Source organism: Ruegeria sp. AM9 (genome assembly GCF_056540565.1).
Genome location: NZ_JBQFWY010000001.1, coordinates 380,411 through 398,864 on the forward strand (window position 1 = coordinate 380,411; position 18,454 = coordinate 398,864).

Below are 18,454 nucleotides of genomic sequence, written 5' to 3' on the forward strand. Positions count from 1 at the left end.
CAACATGATTGACCAACCCACATCCCGCGATTGGAGCGGCGTTATTACTCTGGGCCTCATCTGGGGCGGGACGTTCATGGTTGTCGCCATGGCGCTAGAGGGATACGGGCCGGTCACCGTTGCCACCGCACGCACCACGTTGGGGGCGCTGACCTTGCTGGGGATGATGGCGCTGACCGGGCGCAAGCTGCCGTCGGGCGACCCGAAGCTTTGGGGTTACATCGCCATCATTGGCCTGTTGTCCACAGCGCTGCCCTTCTTGCTGCTCAGCTGGGGGCAGCAATATGTGGCCTCGGCCTTTGCGGGACTGTCGATGGCAGCTATTCCGCTGATGGTATTGCCGCTGGCGCATTTCTTTTCCGATGAACCGTTGAACCTGCGTAGACTCCTTGGGGTCTCGCTGGGATTTTGCGGTGCATTGGTGCTGATCGGTCCAGGGCTGGCTCAGATCGGACAAGGGGCGGAACCCGTGGCCCAACTTGCCTGTATCGGGGCGGCCCTGTGCTATTCCTGCGCGTCGATCTTTACCCGGCGCTGCCCGCCGGTTGATCCGGTGGTGCTGGCTGCGCTGTCACTGGTCGTTGGCGCGGCGCTTTTGCTGCCGATCATGCTGGTGACCGAGGGCCTTCCCCGCTGGGAGGGCGCACGCCCCGGTCTGGCGATCATAGCGCTGGGCCTTTTACCCACCGCCTTTGCCACTTTGCTGCGCGTTTCGATCATTCGCAGCGCCGGATCCGTATTTCTGACGCTGGTCAATTACCAGGTACCGATCTGGTCGATGATCTTTGGCGCCTGGATTCTGTCCGAAGCCCTGCCCCTGCGGTTCTACATCGCGCTGATCATGATCCTGACCGGGCTGGCCATCAGCCAGTGGTTCAGCCTGCGCAAGATGCTGACCGGCCGTTAACCGGCGACGGCTTCGACCTCGGCCACGATGCCATCCACAACCTGCGTCAACAGGGTATCGTCCTCACATTCCGCCATCACACGGATCAGGGGTTCTGTTCCCGACTTGCGGATCAGAAGACGTCCGTGTCCGTTAAGGCGCGCCTCTGCATCGGCGATGGCAGCCTGTACGCTGGCAGTTTCCAAAGGTGTCTGCCCCTCGCCGTAACGCACGTTCTTAAGAAGCTGTGGAACGGTTTCGAACTGAACCGACAGTTCGGATGCCTTGCGGCCTGAATGCACCATCTCGGCCAGAAAATGCAGACCGGCCATCAAACCGTCACCGGTGGTGGCATAGTCGCTCATGACGATGTGACCCGACTGCTCACCGCCCAGATTGAACCCGCCTTCGCGCATCCGTTCGACGACATAGCGGTCGCCAACCGCCGTCCGCTCCAGCCGCAGCCCTTGCGCGGCAAGGTGCCGTTCCAGCCCGAGGTTAGACATGACCGTGGCAACCAGCGCGCCGCCAGCAAGGCGGTCCGCGTTCGCCCAGCTGGTCGCTAGCAGCGCCATAAGCTGATCTCCGTCGGCCACCTGCCCGTGCTCATCAACCATCACGACGCGGTCGGCATCACCGTCCAGGCAAATCCCCACGTCCGCGCCATGGGCCACGACCGTCTCGACCGCCAGCTGAGGTTTGGTCGAACCGCAGTTCAGATTGATATTCTTACCGTTTGGCGCAATCCCGACCGGAATGACCTCGGCGCCCAGTTCCCACAGAACCTCGGGCGCGGTGCGGTGTGCGGCGCCATTGGCGCAATCGACAACCACTTTCAGCCCATCCAGACGCAGGTCGCGGGACAGCGAGGACTTGACCCGCTCACCATAGCGGAACCGCGCATCATCCACCCGACGCGCGCGACCGATATTTTGCGCCTGCGCAGGGCTGACGCCCTCTTCGATCAGACGTTCGATTTCCAGCTCTGCCTGATCGGACAGCTTGTAGCCGTCGGGGCCAAAGAACTTGATGCCGTTATCCTCGGCCGGGTTGTGACTGGCCGAAATCATCACGCCCAGGTCCGCCCGCATCGACCGGGTCATCAAACCCACCGCCGGCGTCGGCACCGGACCCAGCAACAGCACGTTCATCCCGGTCGAGGTCAGCCCCGCCGTCAGCGCGTTTTCCAACATATATCCGGACAGGCGCGTGTCCTTGCCGATCACCACCCGGTGCGCTTCAGAATGATCCTTCCGAAAATACCGCCCGACAGCAGCCCCAATGCGCAGGGCCATCTCGGCCGTTATCGGATGGGTATTGGCGGTGCCCCGCACTCCGTCGGTTCCGAACAGCTTGCGCATGGTGTCACTCCGTTATTTCTTGCCTGCGACCGGATTACCGGACGGCAGCCCACAGACGCAAGGCCTGAGCGGTCTCGGGCACGTCATGAACGCGCAGGATTTGCACGCCTTGGGACAATCCTGCCAAAGCAACGGCGATTGATCCCGGCGCGCGGGCGTCCTTGCGCGGTTCCTGGCCGATTTGCCCAATGAGCCCCTTGCGCGACACGCCCAGCAGGATCGGACAGCCGATCCCGTGGAACAGGCTGAGATTTTGCAGAAGGGTCAGATTGTGCGCCTGCGTCTTGCCAAACCCAATGCCCGGATCAATCACGATCTGGGCGCGGTTCAGGCCCAGTTGCTCTAACTGCGCCACCATCCCGTCAAGGAAATCGTACACATCCAACAGCACGTCATCATATTGCGGATCGTCCTGCATCGTGGCCGGATCGCCCTGCATGTGCATTACACAGACCGGGGCATCAACCTGGGCGCAAAACGGCGCAAGCTGCGGATCAAAGGTAAAGCCTGAGACGTCATTGATCAGCCCCGCCCCCGCATCCCACGCCGCCCGCGCAACGCTGGCCTTGCGGGTGTCGATTGAAATCAGCGCCTGCGTATTGGCACGGATGGCCTCGATAACAGGTTGGGTACGCGCGATTTCTTCGTCTTCCGGCACGTACGAGGCCCCCGGACGCGTCGACTCGCCACCGATATCCAGAATGCTGGCCCCATGCGCCACCATCTGTTCCGCTGCGGCTGCGGCTGCCTTGACCGAGTTGTGCACGCCGCCATCGGAAAAGCTGTCCGGTGTCGCGTTCAGGATACCCATGGTCTGCGGTCGGTCCATCGCCAGTCCGGCGATCTCGGCGCGCGGCCCGGTCAGGCGTGCAAGCACGTCGTCGGTGATGTCCTGTGCGGAAACAACCGCCGGGGTTTCGGTTCGGGATAGCCGTACGGCATGCGTGAACCACAAAGTCTGACCGGCAAGAGGCACCGCGCCCGATGGGCGGGCCGGGCCATGTTGCGCCAACGGTCGGTAGTATTCGGTCACAGTTGCGCCTGATCCACGGGAATGGCGCGCAGAGGCGTCTTCGGCGCGGTCGGCAAGGCACCGCCGATCACCATCATTTCGCTGGCTTCAAACGTGGCTGCGAACCACGCCGCCAGGGCAACGGCGTCCGAAGGCGCGGCAGAGGGGCCGTCAACCGCATCCAACACGATCTTGGACGGGGCCCAGACGCAGATCTGACCGTTCTTCATCGCCCAATCCAATTCTGTCCGCGTCGACACCACCACACAGCGATGATCCCGCGCGGCCAGAACCCAGGCGTTCTGTTCAATCGCCAACAGGTCGATCCGGCGCTGCGTCATCGCGTGGCCAGTCTGCGGCATATCCATATCCGCAGCCCCCACGCACAGGATCAGAGGACGCTGGCGGTTCTCCAACTGGTCAATCCATCCGGTCAGATTGGACGAGGCAATCGCCTCATTCGACAGGAATACCAACCGCGGATGGGGTCGTTCTTCCTCAACCAAATCGTGGTGGATTGTATCCTTGCCACGCACGATCTCGACGCCCAGAGCGCCGGGGCCACGGTCCAGCTTTTCAATGCGAACAAAGGCTCTTACGGCCTGAGGTTCCAGCAAGATACGCTCGGCCACACGATCCGCCAGAGTTTCCAGCAGGTTCAGGCGCTCGGCGGCCAGTTCGTGGGCAATCGCCTCGGTCACGCGGTCGTAGGACAGGATGCGATCCACGTCGTCGTCAATAGGATCGGTCAGCGGTCGCACCTCGACCACGATGTTGAAGCAGATGCGCTGTGTCGTGCCGCGCTCGGCCTGAAAGGCACCGATCTCGACCTCGACAATATGGTCCCTGAGCGAGATGCGATCCAGCGGACCGCGCGTGGCGGTCGCTTCGGACCGCTCGGACGGATGCGCAAAGGCAAGACGGATTTCAGAGCTCATGCAAAGGACCTTTTCGGGCTTGGTGGGCTGATCAGCCAACACTATAGGATGCGCGGGCGTATAACACCGCCTCAAACGCCATTCCAGATACCGAATGCGGCGTCAGGGAAAGCGGCCCGGATCATTCAACCCAATACGCCCTGTCCCGGCAATTGACACTTGGTCGGTCTGATCGAACACCGGCGGGCCCGGCCCTTGGACCCACAATCGGCCAAGTACGACACCCCGCGCCACTTTTCTGGCAGCGCGGGGCGCCCTTTAGTTGCTCGCTGTTCGGTAGTTGTGCCTGTAGAAGATATGCACACCAATCCGCGCTGTTTCCTTATAGACGCGCGACCACGACGGGTTCACAGCGGTGGTGTGGTAATGCGTGGCGCCTTCGGTCAGTTCCTTGGCGACACCATCAATTGCAGCCCGCGCGACCTTGGATACACGCTCATAGGCTTTTTTCTCGCGGATCACTTCCTTGTGGCCGTCACAGGTATAGGTGAACTGGCATTGGTATTTCTTGCCGGTTCCCTGCTTGATCACGCCGCACAGCGAATTCGGAAACCGGCTGCTTTTGACGCGGTTCAGAATGACCTCGGCCACGGCGAACTGACCGCGCACGCTTTCGCCGCGCGCTTCAAAGTACAGCGCCTCGGCCAGACATTTAAAGCCTTCATCCCCGGTGGCCTTGGGCTGTTGGTCCAGCCAGGCCTTCGAATAAGAGACTTTTACTGGCTCAAGCTCTTTGCGGGGCTTGAACAGATTCAGATAGTCGCGAAAGTTCTGCCCGGGCAGTTCGCTCCGGGTGACAAGTTCGCGTTTGGCAGTATCGGTGGCTTCCCTTTCAGCGAAAGACACACTCGGCAACAGGGTTGCCGCCATTGTGGCAGCAGCCAGTATGTATCGTAGCATCAGATAACCTCGCACAGGCACAAATCGCGCCGTACCCTCCCCCGGCGGGCGCGACGAGGCATTTAGCGCAGTCCGGCCGAGACGTCCAGATCAGAAGAAAACGCAAGTGGAAAATCGCCCGTGAGGAAAACTAATTCCAGCACAAGGTTGCCTGAAAACCACTAATCCTAGGGCAAAAGGCGAGTGTCAACCCCCAAGTCTGGACGAAATCGCCAGTTGAGCGGAAGCCAGCCGAGCGACAGGCACCCGAAACGGAGAGCATGACACATAGTCAAACCCCAGATCACGGCAAATGGCGATTGATTCGGGGTTACCACCGTGTTCGCCGCATACGGACAGGGTGACATCCGGCTGCGCCTGCCGCCCCCGTTCGGCCCCGAGTTTCAGCAATTCCCCCACCCCGTCCGGGTCGAGTACATGGAACGGATCCTCGACAAACACGCCCTGACGCACATAGGCCGACATGAACCGGCCCGCATCGTCTCGGGACAGGCCATAGGTCATCTGGGTCAGGTCGTTGGTGCCGAAACTCAGGAACGAGGTCTGCGGTGCGATCTCATCCGCCCGCAGGCAGGCACGCGGGGTTTCGACCATGACGCCCAACCTGTACTCGAACTCCTGCCCGCGTTCGTTCGCCACTGCGGCCGCGACCGAGTCGATGCGGGATTTGACCAGTTCCACCTCACGCTTGGCGGAAACCAGAGGGATCATCACCTCGGGCACCACGGGGGCGCCGTCCTTGCTGGCCTCAAGCGTTGCCTCAAAGATGGCGCGGGCCTGCATGTCGTAGATTTCGGGCACAGTCACTCCCAGACGCACCCCACGCAGACCCAGCATTGGGTTGTATTCGGTCATCGCCGCCACGCGCCGCTCAACATCCGAAACCGGTAGGTCCAGAGCCTCTGCCAGTTCGCGCTGTCCGCTGCGCGTGGTCGGCAGGAATTCGTGCAGAGGCGGGTCGAACAGGCGAATACAGACTGGCTGTCCTTCCATGATCCGGAACAGCTGTACGAAATCCTCGCGCTGCATCGGCAGCAGGCGTTCCAGCACCGCTGCGCGGCCCGAAGATGTTTGTGCGAAAATCATCTCGCGCATCACGATCAGACGGCCGGGGTCAAAGAACATATGCTCGGTCCGGCACAGACCGATCCCCTGCGCCAGAAAGTTCCGCGCCGTCTGCGCATCGGCGGGCGTGTCGGCATTGGCACGGATGGCAATGTCACGCTCATCATCGGCCCAGCCCATCAGCGTCTGGAAACAATCATCCAGCGCGGCCTCAAGCATGGCGGGCTGCCCCGCCAGCACCTGCCCCGAGCTTCCGTCAATCGTCAGCGTATCGCCGGTTTTGAACACACGACCATCCGGCGCGGTCAGCAACCTTTTCTTGGTCTGGAACCGCATCTCGGACGCACCAACGATACAAGGCAGCCCCAACCCGCGGCCAATCACGGCGGCGTGGCTGGTCATGCCGCCCTTTTCAGTCAGCACCGCCACGGCCGCGTGCATCCCGCGCACGTCTTCCGGAGAGGTCTCGCGACGCACCAGAATACAGGGCTCACCGCGCGCGGCACTGGCTTGCGCCTCGGCAGCGGTGAAAACGATCTTACCCGTCGCGGCGCCTGGGCTGGCGGCGATACCGGTGGTCAGAACATCGCGACGCGCTTCGGGGTGAACCTGCCGGTGCAGCATTTCGTTCAGAGAATGAGGGTCGACCCGCATCACCGCCTCTTGCGGCAGAATGATGCCATCTTCGGCCAACCGGACCGCGATCCGCAGCGCGGCCCGCGCACTGCGCTGTACCCGCACGCCGTCCAAGATGTGGACATGGCCGTTTTCGATCACGAACTCGACCTGCATTTCCTCGCGCAGCTTGGTGCGCATCAAAGCGGCATGGGACTTAAGGTTGGCAAAGGCCTCGGGCGCCACTTCTTCAAGCGACTTGCCGCGCGGGTCCTTTTCCAGATAGAGCGCCGCCACGCCCTCACCCAGCGCATCCCGCCCCTGACTCTGGCTCAGGTATCGGCCTGTGATCTGCGGCAATCCTGTGGTCGAGTCGATCAGTTGCAGAACACCCGATCCGCATTCGCCCTGACCGACACCGGGGATCATTTCCTGAATCACCAGCCCCAGCCCCGCATCTGCAGGCGCGCCCTTGGCCTGGCGCAGCAAACGGGCCGATGTTCCATCCCACGCCCGCGCCATCGATCGCAGCACGGCAATCAACTGCTCGCCCCGGTCCTGCGGGAACGCCTCGTCGGTTTCATCCTCATAGGCCCGCAGCGACAGGCGCAGCCCTTCGCTGCCATCCGCGTCGATATCATCGAACACATCCGCGTCCAAACGGGCCACATGGATGGCAAAGCTTTGCACAAAGCGCAGATACAGCGCGGCGGCGGCCTCGGCCCCCATCGAATCCGACAGGTCCACATAACGCGCGTCGTTCATGCCGATATTCAGAATCGCGCCGGGGCCACCCCAATCGGGGTCCTCGGAACTGGGCCGCACACAAAGCAGTGCGGCCTGATCGAACTGTTCAAGAATGGCCGCGATGTCGGGCACATGCCCTTCCGCAATCCGTTGGACCGCATCAAAGGACAGCGCCACCGTCCGCGGCACCGGCAGGTCCAGACGGACCAGGCGTTGCAGACATTTTGCCCGCCCCCCGTGCGAGACGGTGGTCACGGGCGCTGTTGACGTGATCAGAGTGGTATGCGGATTATTCTGCACTGCGGCACCTTTTGATTTGCACGCAGCATAAGCCCCTGCACCAATGGCGCAAGGGCGTTCTGGCTTAGCCTTCGATCTTGCTGAGGTCAGCCACGCTGGAGCAGACCTGACGGATTTGGCTCAGCAGGTTCAGGCGGTTGCGGCGCAGGATGTCGTTGTCGGTATTGACCTGAACATCTTCGAAAAACGCATCCACCGGACCACGCAGCGCTGCCATTGCGGACATGGCCGACGGGAAATCTTCGGCCTTTAAGGCGGTGTCGATCTCTTTTTGCGCCCCGTCCAAAGCGGTAAACAGCGCCTTTTCGCTGTCCGTCTCTGCAAACTTCACATCCGCACCATAGGAGTATTCGACGCCGTCCTTCTCCTCGGCCTGCGTCAGGATGTTGTTGGCGCGCTTGAACCCTTGCACGAGGTTTTCCCCGTCCTCAGTCGCAATCACCGCGTTCAGAGCACGGGCGCGTTTGACCAGCAGGTTGAGGTCGTCATTACCGTCCATCGCGATACAGGCGTCGATGATGTCATGGCGAATGCCCTCATCGCGGAGGAAGACTTTGAGGCGGTCGTGGAAGAAGGAGAGGAGGTCGGCGACAACAAAAATGGCCTCCTCTTCAATATGATCTACAGAACACAGTTGACGACTTACGCCCGACGTGATGTGCTGTTTGGCCATCTCGCTCAGCGCCAAACGAACGTCGCTCTCCAAAATCAACCGAATGACTCCCAACGCCGCGCGGCGCAGGGCAAACGGGTCTTTCGACCCGGTGGGCTTTTCATCAATCGCCCAGAATCCGGTCAGCGTATCCAGCTTGTCCGCTAGCGCCACAGCCACGGAAACCGGCGCGGTCGGCACGTCGTCGGACGGACCCAGCGGCGAGTAATGCTCCTCACTCGCCTGCCCCACTTCAGCAGGCATTTCAGCGGCCTCGGCGTAGTAGCGGCCCATGAGCCCCTGCAGCTCGGGGAATTCGAACACCATCTCGGACGACAAATCCGCCTTGCATGCCTGCGCGGCCATCATCGCCAGCGCCGGATCGGCCCCCACCGCCGGGGCCAGTTCATGCGCAAGCGTCGCGATACGGTTCACCCGCTCACCCTGCGAGCCCAGCTTGGCATGGAACGTCACCGACTCCAGCTTTTCCACCCACGGCTCGAACCCGTCGGATTTGACGGTGCGCAGGTCGTTCTCCCAGAAGAACTTCGCATCGGCCAGACGCGCCGACAGAACCTTTTGGTTCCCCGCCAGAATGGTCGCGCCATTGTCGGCGGTTTCGCGGTTGGCGACGGTGATGAACCGCTCAATCCGACCGGTCTTGGGATTGCGGACCGAGAAGAATTTCTGGTGCTCTTTCATCGAGGTCTGCAGCACCTCGGGTGGCAGGTTCAGGAATTCGTCGTCGATCTGCCCCATCAGCACCACGGGCCATTCGACCAGACCCGCGACCTCGGCCAGCAGGCCCTTGTCCTCAACCACTTCCAGCCCAGCGGCAAAGGCCATGTTCTGCGCGTCGTTCCAGATGTGTTCAGCCCGGTCGGCGGGGTTCAGCACTACAAAGGCGCGTTTCAGCTTGGCGGCGTAATCATCGAACGACGTGACCGCAAACCGGTCGGGCGCCATGAAACGGTGACCCGCGGTAGTGTCGCCGGATGTGATGCCATCAACCTCAAGCGGCACAACCTGCACGCCCGCCTCATCGGTCAGGATACACAGGATCGAGTGCAGCGGACGCACCCAGCGCAGCGGGCCACTGCCCCAGCGCATGGACTTGGGCCACGGGAAATTGCGGATGGTGGCCTCAAGCACTTCGGCCACGATTTCGGCCGCCGGGCGCCCGGCTTTCTCGATGGTGGCAAAGTAGACCGCGCCTTTGGGCGTGTCGCGCTCTTCCAACTGATCACGGGTCAGGCCAGCGCCACGCAGGAAACCTTCGATGGCCTTGTCCGGCGCGCCCACCTTGGGGCCTTTGCGTTCCTCGCGGATAGTGGGACTCTCGGACAGCAGGCCTTCGATCGCCAGGGTCAGACGACGCGGCGTCGTCAGGGCGGCGGCCCCGGCATAGGTCAGGCCAGCCTCGACCAAACCATCGGTGATCCGCTTTTTCAGGTCCTCGCCCGCGCGGGTTTGCATACGGGCGGGGATTTCTTCGGAAAACAGTTCGATCAACAGGTCGGGCATACTCGGTCCTTAGAAATTGACGATCGTCTGAATGACGATGGCATTGGCGATGTCCACAAAGAAGGCGGATACAAGGGGCAGCACGATAAAGGCAATAGGTGACGGACCATATCGCTTGGTAACTGCGGTCATATTGGCAATTGCGGTCGGCGTCGCACCCAGGGCAAAGCCGCCGAACCCGGCAGACAGAACGGCGGCGCGGTAGTTCCCACCCATCACCGGGAACAGCACCCAGATCACAAATGCCACGGCAAACAGTGTCTGGGCGGCCATGATGACAACGATGGCCAGGCCAAGCTCTGCAATGGTCCAAAGCTGCAGGCTCATCAGCGACATGGCCAGAAACGCGCCCAGCGAAAACTCGGAAATCAGCGCCAGTGAGGGCGTTCGCGAAACCGGCCGCGCTTTGGGGGCCAATACTGCGCGCAGGTTGGCGATGACGATACCCATGATGAGGCAAGGTACGAACAAAGGAAGTTTCAGCCCGGTGGCGACGATTGCCTCGTTCAGAAGAACACCGAAGATGATCGCCAGATTCAGGTAGAGCAACACGCGCATGATGGTCAGGTGATCGATCCTGGTTTCGGCCCCGGCCGCATCATCCGGCAAACCGACCGTGTGCTCTTCGTCCGGGCGATCCGGGGTCAGGTTCCTGCCTTCAACCAGCAAGCGGGCAATCGGCCCGCCCACCAGCGCAGCCAGAACAAGACCAAGCGTCGCCACAGCCACGCCCAACTCGGTCGCGCCCTCAAGCCCGGTGACCGCGCCGACGTCGGGGGCCCAGGCGATAGCTGTGCCGTGCCCGCCGATCAAAGAGGCAGAACCAAAGAGAACCCCTGCCTGAGCCGGATATCCAAAGGCAATAGCCCCGACAGCCCCAACGGCATTCTGCGCAACGATTGTCACCAGGGTCAAAATGAGAAGCAGGAACAATGGCTTGCCGCCGGAAATCAGATCGGCCAGCCGCGCGTTCAATCCGATCCCGGCAAAGAACACAATCAGCAGGAAATCGCGCGAGGCCAGGTCGAAAACCAGCTCAAACCCCGCCATGAGATAGAGAAACAGCAAAACAAAAGAAGCCAGCAACCCGCCGGTGACAGGCTCCGGGATATTGAACTGACGCAAAAGAGCGACCCGCGCGTTGATCTCGGCCCCGATCAGGTAGACCGCAATGCCAAGCGTGGCGGTCAGAAAACCGGGAATGTGGATCGCTGCATCGGTCATGACACTCTCAGCTTTCGGGCCGGGGCGGACATTCCTCGCCGACAACCGTTCCGTCATAGGCCTTTTCACCGCAATTGTTCAGCGCGTGCCAGACATAGCCCCTTCCGTCCGTGGTGATCGCAACGATGCGGTCGACGCCGTAATGAATGTTCTTGGCCCCCATGAACGCCTGGGCCTGCCCCGACTTAAGGGCCTCGGCGATGGCCACAGCATCGTAGCAGCCAAACCAACCCGGCGCGGTCAACGGTTCGGGGTTTTCCACCCGCTGGAACGTCGCCAGGTCCTCGGCCGTCAAATCGGTTTTAAAACACGCCCGGTACCGGATCGGAGAGCTGTCGGCGTCAATCGCCTGAAACGCCGAATACGGGATCGGCTGCGGGTCTTCTGTTCCTTCGGCCCATAAGGACACATCCGCACCCGGCTGAGGTTCGACATCGTAATAGAACCCATAGACCTGAAGGTAATACATGCCAACACCGGCCACGGCCGCGGACAAGACGAGGATGAGTGCAAGCAGTTTTCCGGTCATCTTTTCGACATCCTGATCACGCGACCTCTTTCAACTTTATGGGAAATGAGCCAGTTTCCAGATTGATACAGGCCGGAACGAGGTTTTTGGAATGGACATGACCCTTGCCGTTGGGTTCTTCGGCGCGCTGTTTGCGATCATGAACCCGATCACCAACCTGCCCGTTTTCCTGAGCGTCACCGACGGCCTGACCCCTGCCGACCAGCGCAAGGTGGCTGCAAAGACGGCGACGTACTGCCTGATCCTCGGCGGTGCTTTCGCGGCCATTGGCAACCAGACGCTGGGTCTGTTCGGGATCAGCGTGGATGATCTGCGTGTCGCGGGTGGTCTGGTCGTTCTGATGATCGGCTTGAACATGCTGAGCGGTAAAGAAAGCACCACGCATCACGGAACCGAGGGGGAAAAGCAAGCCTACCCCGAACCCGCCACGGTTGCCTTCTACCCGCTGGCCTTTCCCATTCTGGTTGGTCCCGGCACGATCACGACGCTGATCCTGTACGCGCACCACATTTCCAAGCCGATGGACACCATTATCTACGCAGGCGTCTTTCTGGCTGTGCTGTTCTTGTTGTTCATCACATTCTGGAACGCGTCTGCCTTGGCCAAGCGATTGTCGGCCAATGCCCGCGTGATCATGAGCCGCTTTATGGGCATGATCCTGTCGGCCATCGCAATCGGTATGATTGCAGATGGCCTGAAAGTGCTGTTGCCCGGATTGGCCTGAGCGCCCCATCAGGCCTCGAACCCGGCGGCCTCGGTCAGCAGGAACGCATCCGCACATTGCTTGGCCAGCGCCCGAACCCGGCCGATATAAGCTTGCCGCTCGGTCACCGAGATCACGCCCCGCGCGTCCAGCAGGTTGAACACATGGCTGGCCTTGATGCACTGGTCATAGGCGGGGTGCGCCATGACGATGCGTTTGCCGGTTTTGGGGTCGTCATGTTCCTGCGCCAGAATGGCGGCGCATTCGGCCTCGGCCTCTTCGAAATGGCGCAGCAGAACTTCGGTGTTGGCCACGTCAAAGTTCCAGCGGGCGTATTCCTCTTCGGTTTGCTTGAAGATGTCGCCATAGCTCAGCGGGCTGGGTGACTGAGGATCGTTGAACGGCATGTCCATCACATGATCGATGCCCAGCACATACATCGCCAGGCGTTCCAGACCATAGGTCAACTCGCCCGAGACCGGCGCGCAGTCATGGCCACCGACCTGTTGGAAATATGTAAACTGGCTGACTTCCATTCCGTCACACCAAACCTCCCAGCCCAGACCCCAGGCACCCAGAGTCGGGCTTTCCCAGTCATCCTCGACAAACCGGATGTCGTGCAGATTCATGTCGATACCGATGGCTTCCAGAGAGCCCAGATACAGCTCCTGCAGATCGGGCGGGCTGGGTTTGATCAGCACCTGATATTGATAATAGTGCTGCAACCGGTTCGGGTTCTCGCCATAGCGCCCGTCGGTCGGGCGACGCGACGGTTGCACATAGGCCGCAGCCCATGCCTTTGACCCCAAAGCGCGCAAAGTGGTCGCCGGGTGGAACGTCCCTGCCCCAACCTCCATGTCGTAAGGCTGCAAGATGGCGCAGCCTTTCGAGGCCCAATAGGTCTGGAGACGCAGGATAATTTCCTGAAAAGAACGTGGTGCGCTGGACGGTTCGGTCATGACATTCCCTTTGGGCACATCTGCGCCCGGTTCCGGTCGGTTTTGTCCTTCCTATGCAAGGGGCCAAGGGGCGTCAACGGGCCAATGGGGCCCGGCTGTCACTGCACAGCCACACTGGAAATTCCCCGTTCTCCGGGCATGGCTTTCCGCGGGTCAAATCGCTTAGTCTGCGGCAAAGCCAAAACACTGCGGATACGGGCCGACAATGACACGAGTAATCACTGCAATTTTGTTTCTATTTCTCTTTGGCACGCGCGCCGTTTTTGCACAGCAGGAGGCAGGCGTCTGGGTACAGGTCGAAGCCCGACCGACGCTGCGACAGGCGCAGGAACGCGCACAAGCCTATGCAAACGTTCTGCCTGACGTGAACGGGTTCCGCCTGAACTCTGGCTGGTATGCCATTGTTATCGGGCCTTATTTACGCAATGACGCTGAACAGGTTCTGCGCGTTTACCGGGCCGAGGGGCAAATCCCCGCCGACAGCTACATCGCGTTCTCGAATTCTCTGGCTCAGCAATTCTGGCCCGTTGGTTCAAGCTCTCAGGGTCAAGGCGCGGTGACCCCGCCGGTCGAGCCCACACCGCAGCCCGACCCATCCACCGCCGGGCTGGCCCCTCAGCCTTCGGATGAGACGCGGTCGCAGGCGCTGCAATCCGAACGCGTTCTGACCGCGCAGGAACGCAAGGATCTGCAAACCGCCCTGCAGGCCGCGGGGTTCTATAACTCGACCATCGATGGCGCGTTTGGTGCGGGCACCCGCCGTTCGATGGGGGACTGGCAGCGGTTCAACGGCTATGAGCCCACCGGAGTTCTGACCACGGCGCAGCGCACGGCTCTGATGGACGACTATAACGCCCCGCTGATCAGTGTCGGCATGGCGCGCCATTCCGACACGCAGGCGGGCATCGATCTGGACCTGCCGCTGGGCGTCATCAGCTTTGACCGCTACGAGGCCCCCTTTGCGCATTTCACAGGCACCAGCGATCTGAACGCCAAGGCCTTGCTGATCAGCCAACAGGGCAGCAAATCCACCCTGCGGGCGCTGTATGAAGTGATGCAATCGCTGGAGATTGTGCCTTTGGACGGTCCGCGGCAGCTGCGCGGGGACCGTTTCACGCTGGAGGGTCGCGGCAACGGGATCGTGTCCTACACCGAAGCAGCGCTGAAAGGCGACCAGATCAAGGGCTTTACGTTGGTCTGGCCCGAAGGTGATGAGGCCCGCCGCGCACGGGTTCTGGCTGCGATTAAGGCCAGCTTCACCACAAATGACGCCGTACTTGACGCCGGTGCGGGCGCGGATGCCGATCAGCGGATCGATCTGGTCTCGGGCCTGCAAGTGCGCAAGCCGCGCCTGTCCCGATCCGGGTTCTTCACCGATGCAAACGGCACGGTTCTGACCGTGTCCGAGGCCACGGAAAGCTGCACCCGGATCACGCTGAACGACGATCAGGAGGTTCAGGTGGCCTGGGCAGATACCGATCTTGGCGTGGCCGTGCTGCGCCCTCGACGCAGCCTTGTGCCGATCGGCATCGCCGAGTTCAGCGCCGACAAACCGCGCATTCAGTCCGAGGTCGCGGTGTCGGGTTTCTCATATGAAGGCGCGCTGGGTGCACCAACGCTGACCTACGGCCAGATCACCGATGTGCGGGGCCTGGATGGTGAGGACGGCGTGAAACGCCTTGCATTGGCGGCGCAACCCGGCGACGCGGGCGGCCCGGTTTTTGACGATAACGGACAGGTTGTCGGTATGCTGCTGCCCACCCCGTCCGAGGGGCGCACCCTGCCCGCTTCGGTCAGTCTGGCGGCAACTGCAGACCGCTTGAATGAAGCTTTGGAAAAGGCCGGTGTATCTGGTCAGCCCGGCCAATCAACCGCCGAGGTTTCACCCAATGAGCTCAGCAGACGGGCCAACGGAATGACCGTGCTGGTGCATTGCTGGGACTAAACTGATCTACAAAACGAAAGACGCCGCCCCTTCGGGCGGCGTTTTTTCTTGCTAGGCGATGTCCGGGGTCACCCGGATCAGTGTCGGAACCGGGGCATGAAACGCGGCTCGTACGGCTGCCTGCATCTCTTCCAGACTACCCGGAACGGCGGACAAGGCCCCAAAGGCCTCGGCCAGTTTGCAGAAATCAGGGTTGCGCGCCACCACAGCGCTGGGGGCAATCTGGCCACGGACCATGCTGTCTTCGATCTCTTTCAGCTTGCCGTTGTCCCAAAGGATGATCGGCAGAGACAGGCCCAACTCAACCGCTGCGCCCAGCTCCATCATTGTGTAGTGGAAACCGTAATCCCCCGCGATGACGGCGGTGGGTTTGCCCCGGCGCGCGACCGCGCCCCCGATCCCGGCAGGCAGCGCATAGCCCAGCGTGCCGAACCCGGTCGGATGGTGCCAATGATAGGGGTAAGCCATACCCCAGGCCTCTTTCGCGACATAGGCGAACTGGGTCATGTCAGAATAGATCATCGTGTCGGCCGGCATTGCGTCGCGCAAGGCGTCCAGCACCGGCACGATCCCAGGACGTTCGGCATCGGCTTGCGCCCGCCAGCGTTTGCGGGCCTCGGCGACCTCTTCCAACGTCCAGCCCGTTGCCGGTTTAACGGCGTCAATCGACGCCCACAGGGCATGGGCAAAGCTCTCACCATCTAATTGCAGCTTGATCCCCGCGCGGTGATGGTCGGACAGAACCTGCGGGTCCAGATCGACCCGCACCAGATGAGAGGTATGCCCCAGCGTGTCGCGCCACAGGTCAACCTCACCCAGCTCTGCCCCCACCGCAACCACCAGATCGGCGGACCCGATGACATCGGCGCTGCCCGGGCGCGGCAGCGTGGCGCCGAAATCCAGCGCATAGCCAAGCCCTGCCATCCCGCGACCGGCATAGGTGGTGAAACATGCGGCCCCCAACTGTGTCAGAATTTGCCGCCATAAGTTTGACCGCGCCCCTCCGCCCAGAATAAACAGCGGTCGGCGCGAGATATTCAGCAAGGACATGAGCGGCGCCAGATCAGGCGGCACCACCTTGGACCGCAAACCGGCTGATTGGGAAATGGCGCCGGATCGGCCTCGGCCTCAAGCTGGGCAATTGGCACCTGAATATGCTTGGGGCGCGGGCGGCAGAGTTCGAATTCCTCAAAGGCACGCTCGACCAGACCATAAGCCGCCTGAGCCGTATTGGCCTGACGGGACCAATCCGTCACGGTTTCGGCGGCACCGCGTTGATCCTTCATCTGGTGCAACTGGCCCTGTACGGCGTCCGTCTCGTCCAGACAGGATGACAGCACCAGCATCGGCACTGAATCCGAGTAGGCCTGCCCCATTGGCGTCATGATGTTGCACAGCCCCGGCCCGGTGATCACATACGCCACGCCCGGCCTGCCGGTTGCACGGGCATAGCCGTCGGCCATAAACCCTGCCCCCTGTTCATGACGGGCCAGAACATGCGTGATACCCGCCTCTTCGATGCCCCGATACATTTCCTGGTTGTGAACGCCGGGGATGCCGAAAATCACGTCAACGCCCCGGTCCCTCAACATATGCGAAATCTGGGCGCCCAGAGGTCTTCTCATCAACTTCTCCAGAATTGGGCCGTAAACAGCGCGTAGACGGCCAGCAGTTCCAGCCGCCCGACCAGCATACCAATGGACAGCAACCACTTGGCCGTGTCGTTGAGATTGGCGAAATTGCCCGCCGGGCCGATCTGATCGCCCAGCCCCGGCCCCACATTGGCCAGCGCCGTCGCCGCGCCTGAGACCGACGTTATGAAGTCCAGCCCCGTCAGCGCCAGCGCCCAGGCCAGCACGCCCAGCGACACCACGAAGAACATGAAGAAGCTCATGACCGAGGTCAGAACATCCGGCCCGATCGTTCGCCCGTCATAACGCGGCGCAAACACGCCATGCGGCGAGCGGATACGCTGAATCTGGGTTTTGATCGAGGCAAACAACAGTTGATAGCGGAACACCTTGATCGAACAGGCGGTTGAGCCCGCGCAGCCTCCGATCAGACCGATCAGAAAGAACAGCATGACCGGGAAACTTCCCCACAACATGTAATCGACGCTGGCATAGCCGGTGCCCGAGATGATCGAGGTGACGTTGAACAGTGACTCGCGGAAGGCCTGTTCCCAATGGTGCGGAAAGACCCTCAGCAGAAACACGGCCATGATCACGACCAGCACCAGAATCGTAGCCAGAAAGGTGCGTATCTGGCTGTCCTGCCACAAAGAACTTGTATTGCCATTGGCGAACTGGACATAGCGCACGAACGGCAGCGCAGCGAGGATCATGAACACCGAGGCCGCGTATTCCGCCGGGCCCGAAAATGTGCCGAAGGACGCGTCATAGTTGGAAAACCCACCGGTTGAAATTGTCGTCAACGCGTGAACGACGGCATCGAAGAACCCCATCCCGAGACCGGCATAGACCAGTGCACAAACAAAGGTCAGGAAGACATAGATCAGGGAAATCTGGCCCGCGATTTCCTGCGCACGCGGCAGGATTTTCCCCATGGTTTCAAACCCTTCCGAGCGGAAGATTTGCATGCCTCCAACCCGAAGCTCAGGTAGGAACACCATGGCGACAACAATGATGCCGATCCCGCCCAGCCATTGCAGCACGCCACGCCACAGCAGCAGACCCTGTGGCAGGTCATCGAGACCGGAAATAACGGTGGAACCGGTAGTGGTCAGCCCTGACATGGCCTCGAAATAGGCATCGACAAAGCGCAGTTCGGTCTCACCGAACAAGAACGGGATAGCGCCGAAAAGCGGCAGCGCCACCCAGACGCCGGTGGTCAGCAAAAAGGTCTGACGGATCGTCAGACCTTCGCCCACCCCGTTCGAGCAGCTGATGGACAAGACAACGCCCGTCAGCATGGTGATGACACCGCTTTCCAGAAATACGTGCCACTCGCCCCGACCTTCGATGAGATCCGCAAGCATGGGCAGCATCATGGTCGCCCCAAGAATGGCGACCAACAGGCCAATCACATATCCAACCGGGCGCATGTCCGTCATGAGGCGCAGCGTTGTCGCGCC

General features: G+C 61.3%; 13 protein-coding genes and 1 pseudogene. 3 read left to right on the forward strand and 11 right to left on the reverse strand.

Annotated features, from left to right (window positions below):
• The first annotated feature begins 4 nt into the window (after nucleotides 1-4).
• Nucleotides 5-907, forward strand: coding sequence for a DMT family transporter (locus tag ACR0DO_RS01890; RefSeq protein ID WP_480556367.1), 903 nt, complete (start codon nucleotides 5-7; stop codon nucleotides 905-907).
• Here ACR0DO_RS01890 and glmM read toward each other — a convergent pair.
• The 8 genes from glmM to ACR0DO_RS01930 form a co-directional block, all read right to left on the reverse strand.
• Nucleotides 904-2,247 carry a phosphoglucosamine mutase gene (gene glmM / locus ACR0DO_RS01895; RefSeq protein ID WP_480556368.1) on the reverse strand — a complete coding sequence of 448 codons (1,344 nt, stop codon included), beginning with the start codon at nucleotides 2,245-2,247 and terminating at the stop codon, nucleotides 904-906. The genes ACR0DO_RS01890 and glmM overlap by 4 nt on opposite strands.
• Before the next feature lie 34 nt (nucleotides 2,248-2,281).
• Nucleotides 2,282-3,280: a dihydropteroate synthase gene (gene folP / locus ACR0DO_RS01900; RefSeq protein WP_480556369.1), complete on the reverse strand. Its 999-nt coding sequence runs from the start codon at nucleotides 3,278-3,280 to the stop codon at nucleotides 2,282-2,284.
• Nucleotides 3,277-4,197, reverse strand: a complete 921-nt coding sequence (locus ACR0DO_RS01905) for a dihydroneopterin aldolase (RefSeq protein ID WP_170441807.1) — start codon at nucleotides 4,195-4,197, stop codon at nucleotides 3,277-3,279. The genes folP and ACR0DO_RS01905 overlap by 4 nt, the downstream gene beginning before the upstream one ends.
• Before the next feature lie 258 nt (nucleotides 4,198-4,455).
• On the reverse strand, nucleotides 4,456-5,097 hold the full coding sequence (locus ACR0DO_RS01910) for a cell wall hydrolase (protein ID WP_480556370.1): 642 nt from the start codon (nucleotides 5,095-5,097) through the stop codon (nucleotides 4,456-4,458).
• Between the two features lie 186 nt (nucleotides 5,098-5,283).
• Complete coding sequence (locus tag ACR0DO_RS01915; RefSeq protein WP_170441804.1) at nucleotides 5,284-7,824, reverse strand: pyruvate, phosphate dikinase; 2,541 nt, start codon at nucleotides 7,822-7,824, stop codon at nucleotides 5,284-5,286.
• A gap of 64 nt (nucleotides 7,825-7,888) precedes the next feature.
• A complete protein-coding gene (gene glyS, locus ACR0DO_RS01920; RefSeq protein WP_480556371.1) occupies nucleotides 7,889-10,000 on the reverse strand; it encodes a glycine--tRNA ligase subunit beta in 2,112 nt (703 codons plus the stop codon).
• A 9-nt stretch (nucleotides 10,001-10,009) separates the two neighbouring features.
• On the reverse strand, nucleotides 10,010-11,224 hold the full coding sequence (gene gltS / locus ACR0DO_RS01925; protein WP_480556372.1) for a sodium/glutamate symporter: 1,215 nt from the start codon (nucleotides 11,222-11,224) through the stop codon (nucleotides 10,010-10,012).
• Between the two features lie 7 nt (nucleotides 11,225-11,231).
• Nucleotides 11,232-11,753: a DUF6446 family protein gene (locus tag ACR0DO_RS01930; protein ID WP_480556373.1), complete on the reverse strand. Its 522-nt coding sequence runs from the start codon at nucleotides 11,751-11,753 to the stop codon at nucleotides 11,232-11,234.
• Nucleotides 11,754-11,850: 97 nt separating this feature from the next.
• On the opposite strand from ACR0DO_RS01930, the gene ACR0DO_RS01935 reads away from it, so the two are divergent.
• Entirely contained in the window at nucleotides 11,851-12,477 is a 627-nt protein-coding gene (locus ACR0DO_RS01935; protein ID WP_480556374.1) for a MarC family protein, read from the forward strand.
• A gap of 8 nt (nucleotides 12,478-12,485) precedes the next feature.
• On the opposite strand, the gene ACR0DO_RS01940 is transcribed toward ACR0DO_RS01935, so the two are convergent.
• Nucleotides 12,486-13,415, reverse strand: a complete 930-nt coding sequence (locus ACR0DO_RS01940) for a glycine--tRNA ligase subunit alpha (RefSeq protein ID WP_480427121.1) — start codon at nucleotides 13,413-13,415, stop codon at nucleotides 12,486-12,488.
• 205 nt (nucleotides 13,416-13,620) lie between these two features.
• Between ACR0DO_RS01940 and ACR0DO_RS01945 the strand changes: the two genes are divergently transcribed.
• Nucleotides 13,621-15,360 (forward strand): serine protease, encoded by a 1,740-nt coding sequence (locus ACR0DO_RS01945; RefSeq protein WP_480556376.1) that lies wholly within the window; start codon nucleotides 13,621-13,623, stop codon nucleotides 15,358-15,360.
• A 51-nt stretch (nucleotides 15,361-15,411) separates the two neighbouring features.
• Here ACR0DO_RS01945 and ACR0DO_RS01950 read toward each other — a convergent pair.
• Nucleotides 15,412-16,985: pseudogene (locus ACR0DO_RS01950) on the reverse strand (thiamine pyrophosphate-binding protein).
• On the reverse strand, nucleotides 16,985-18,433 hold the full coding sequence (locus tag ACR0DO_RS01955; protein WP_170441781.1) for a TrkH family potassium uptake protein: 1,449 nt from the start codon (nucleotides 18,431-18,433) through the stop codon (nucleotides 16,985-16,987). Before ACR0DO_RS01955 ends, ACR0DO_RS01950 begins: the two are co-directional and overlap by 1 nt.
• Between the last annotated feature and the right edge of the window lie 21 nt (nucleotides 18,434-18,454).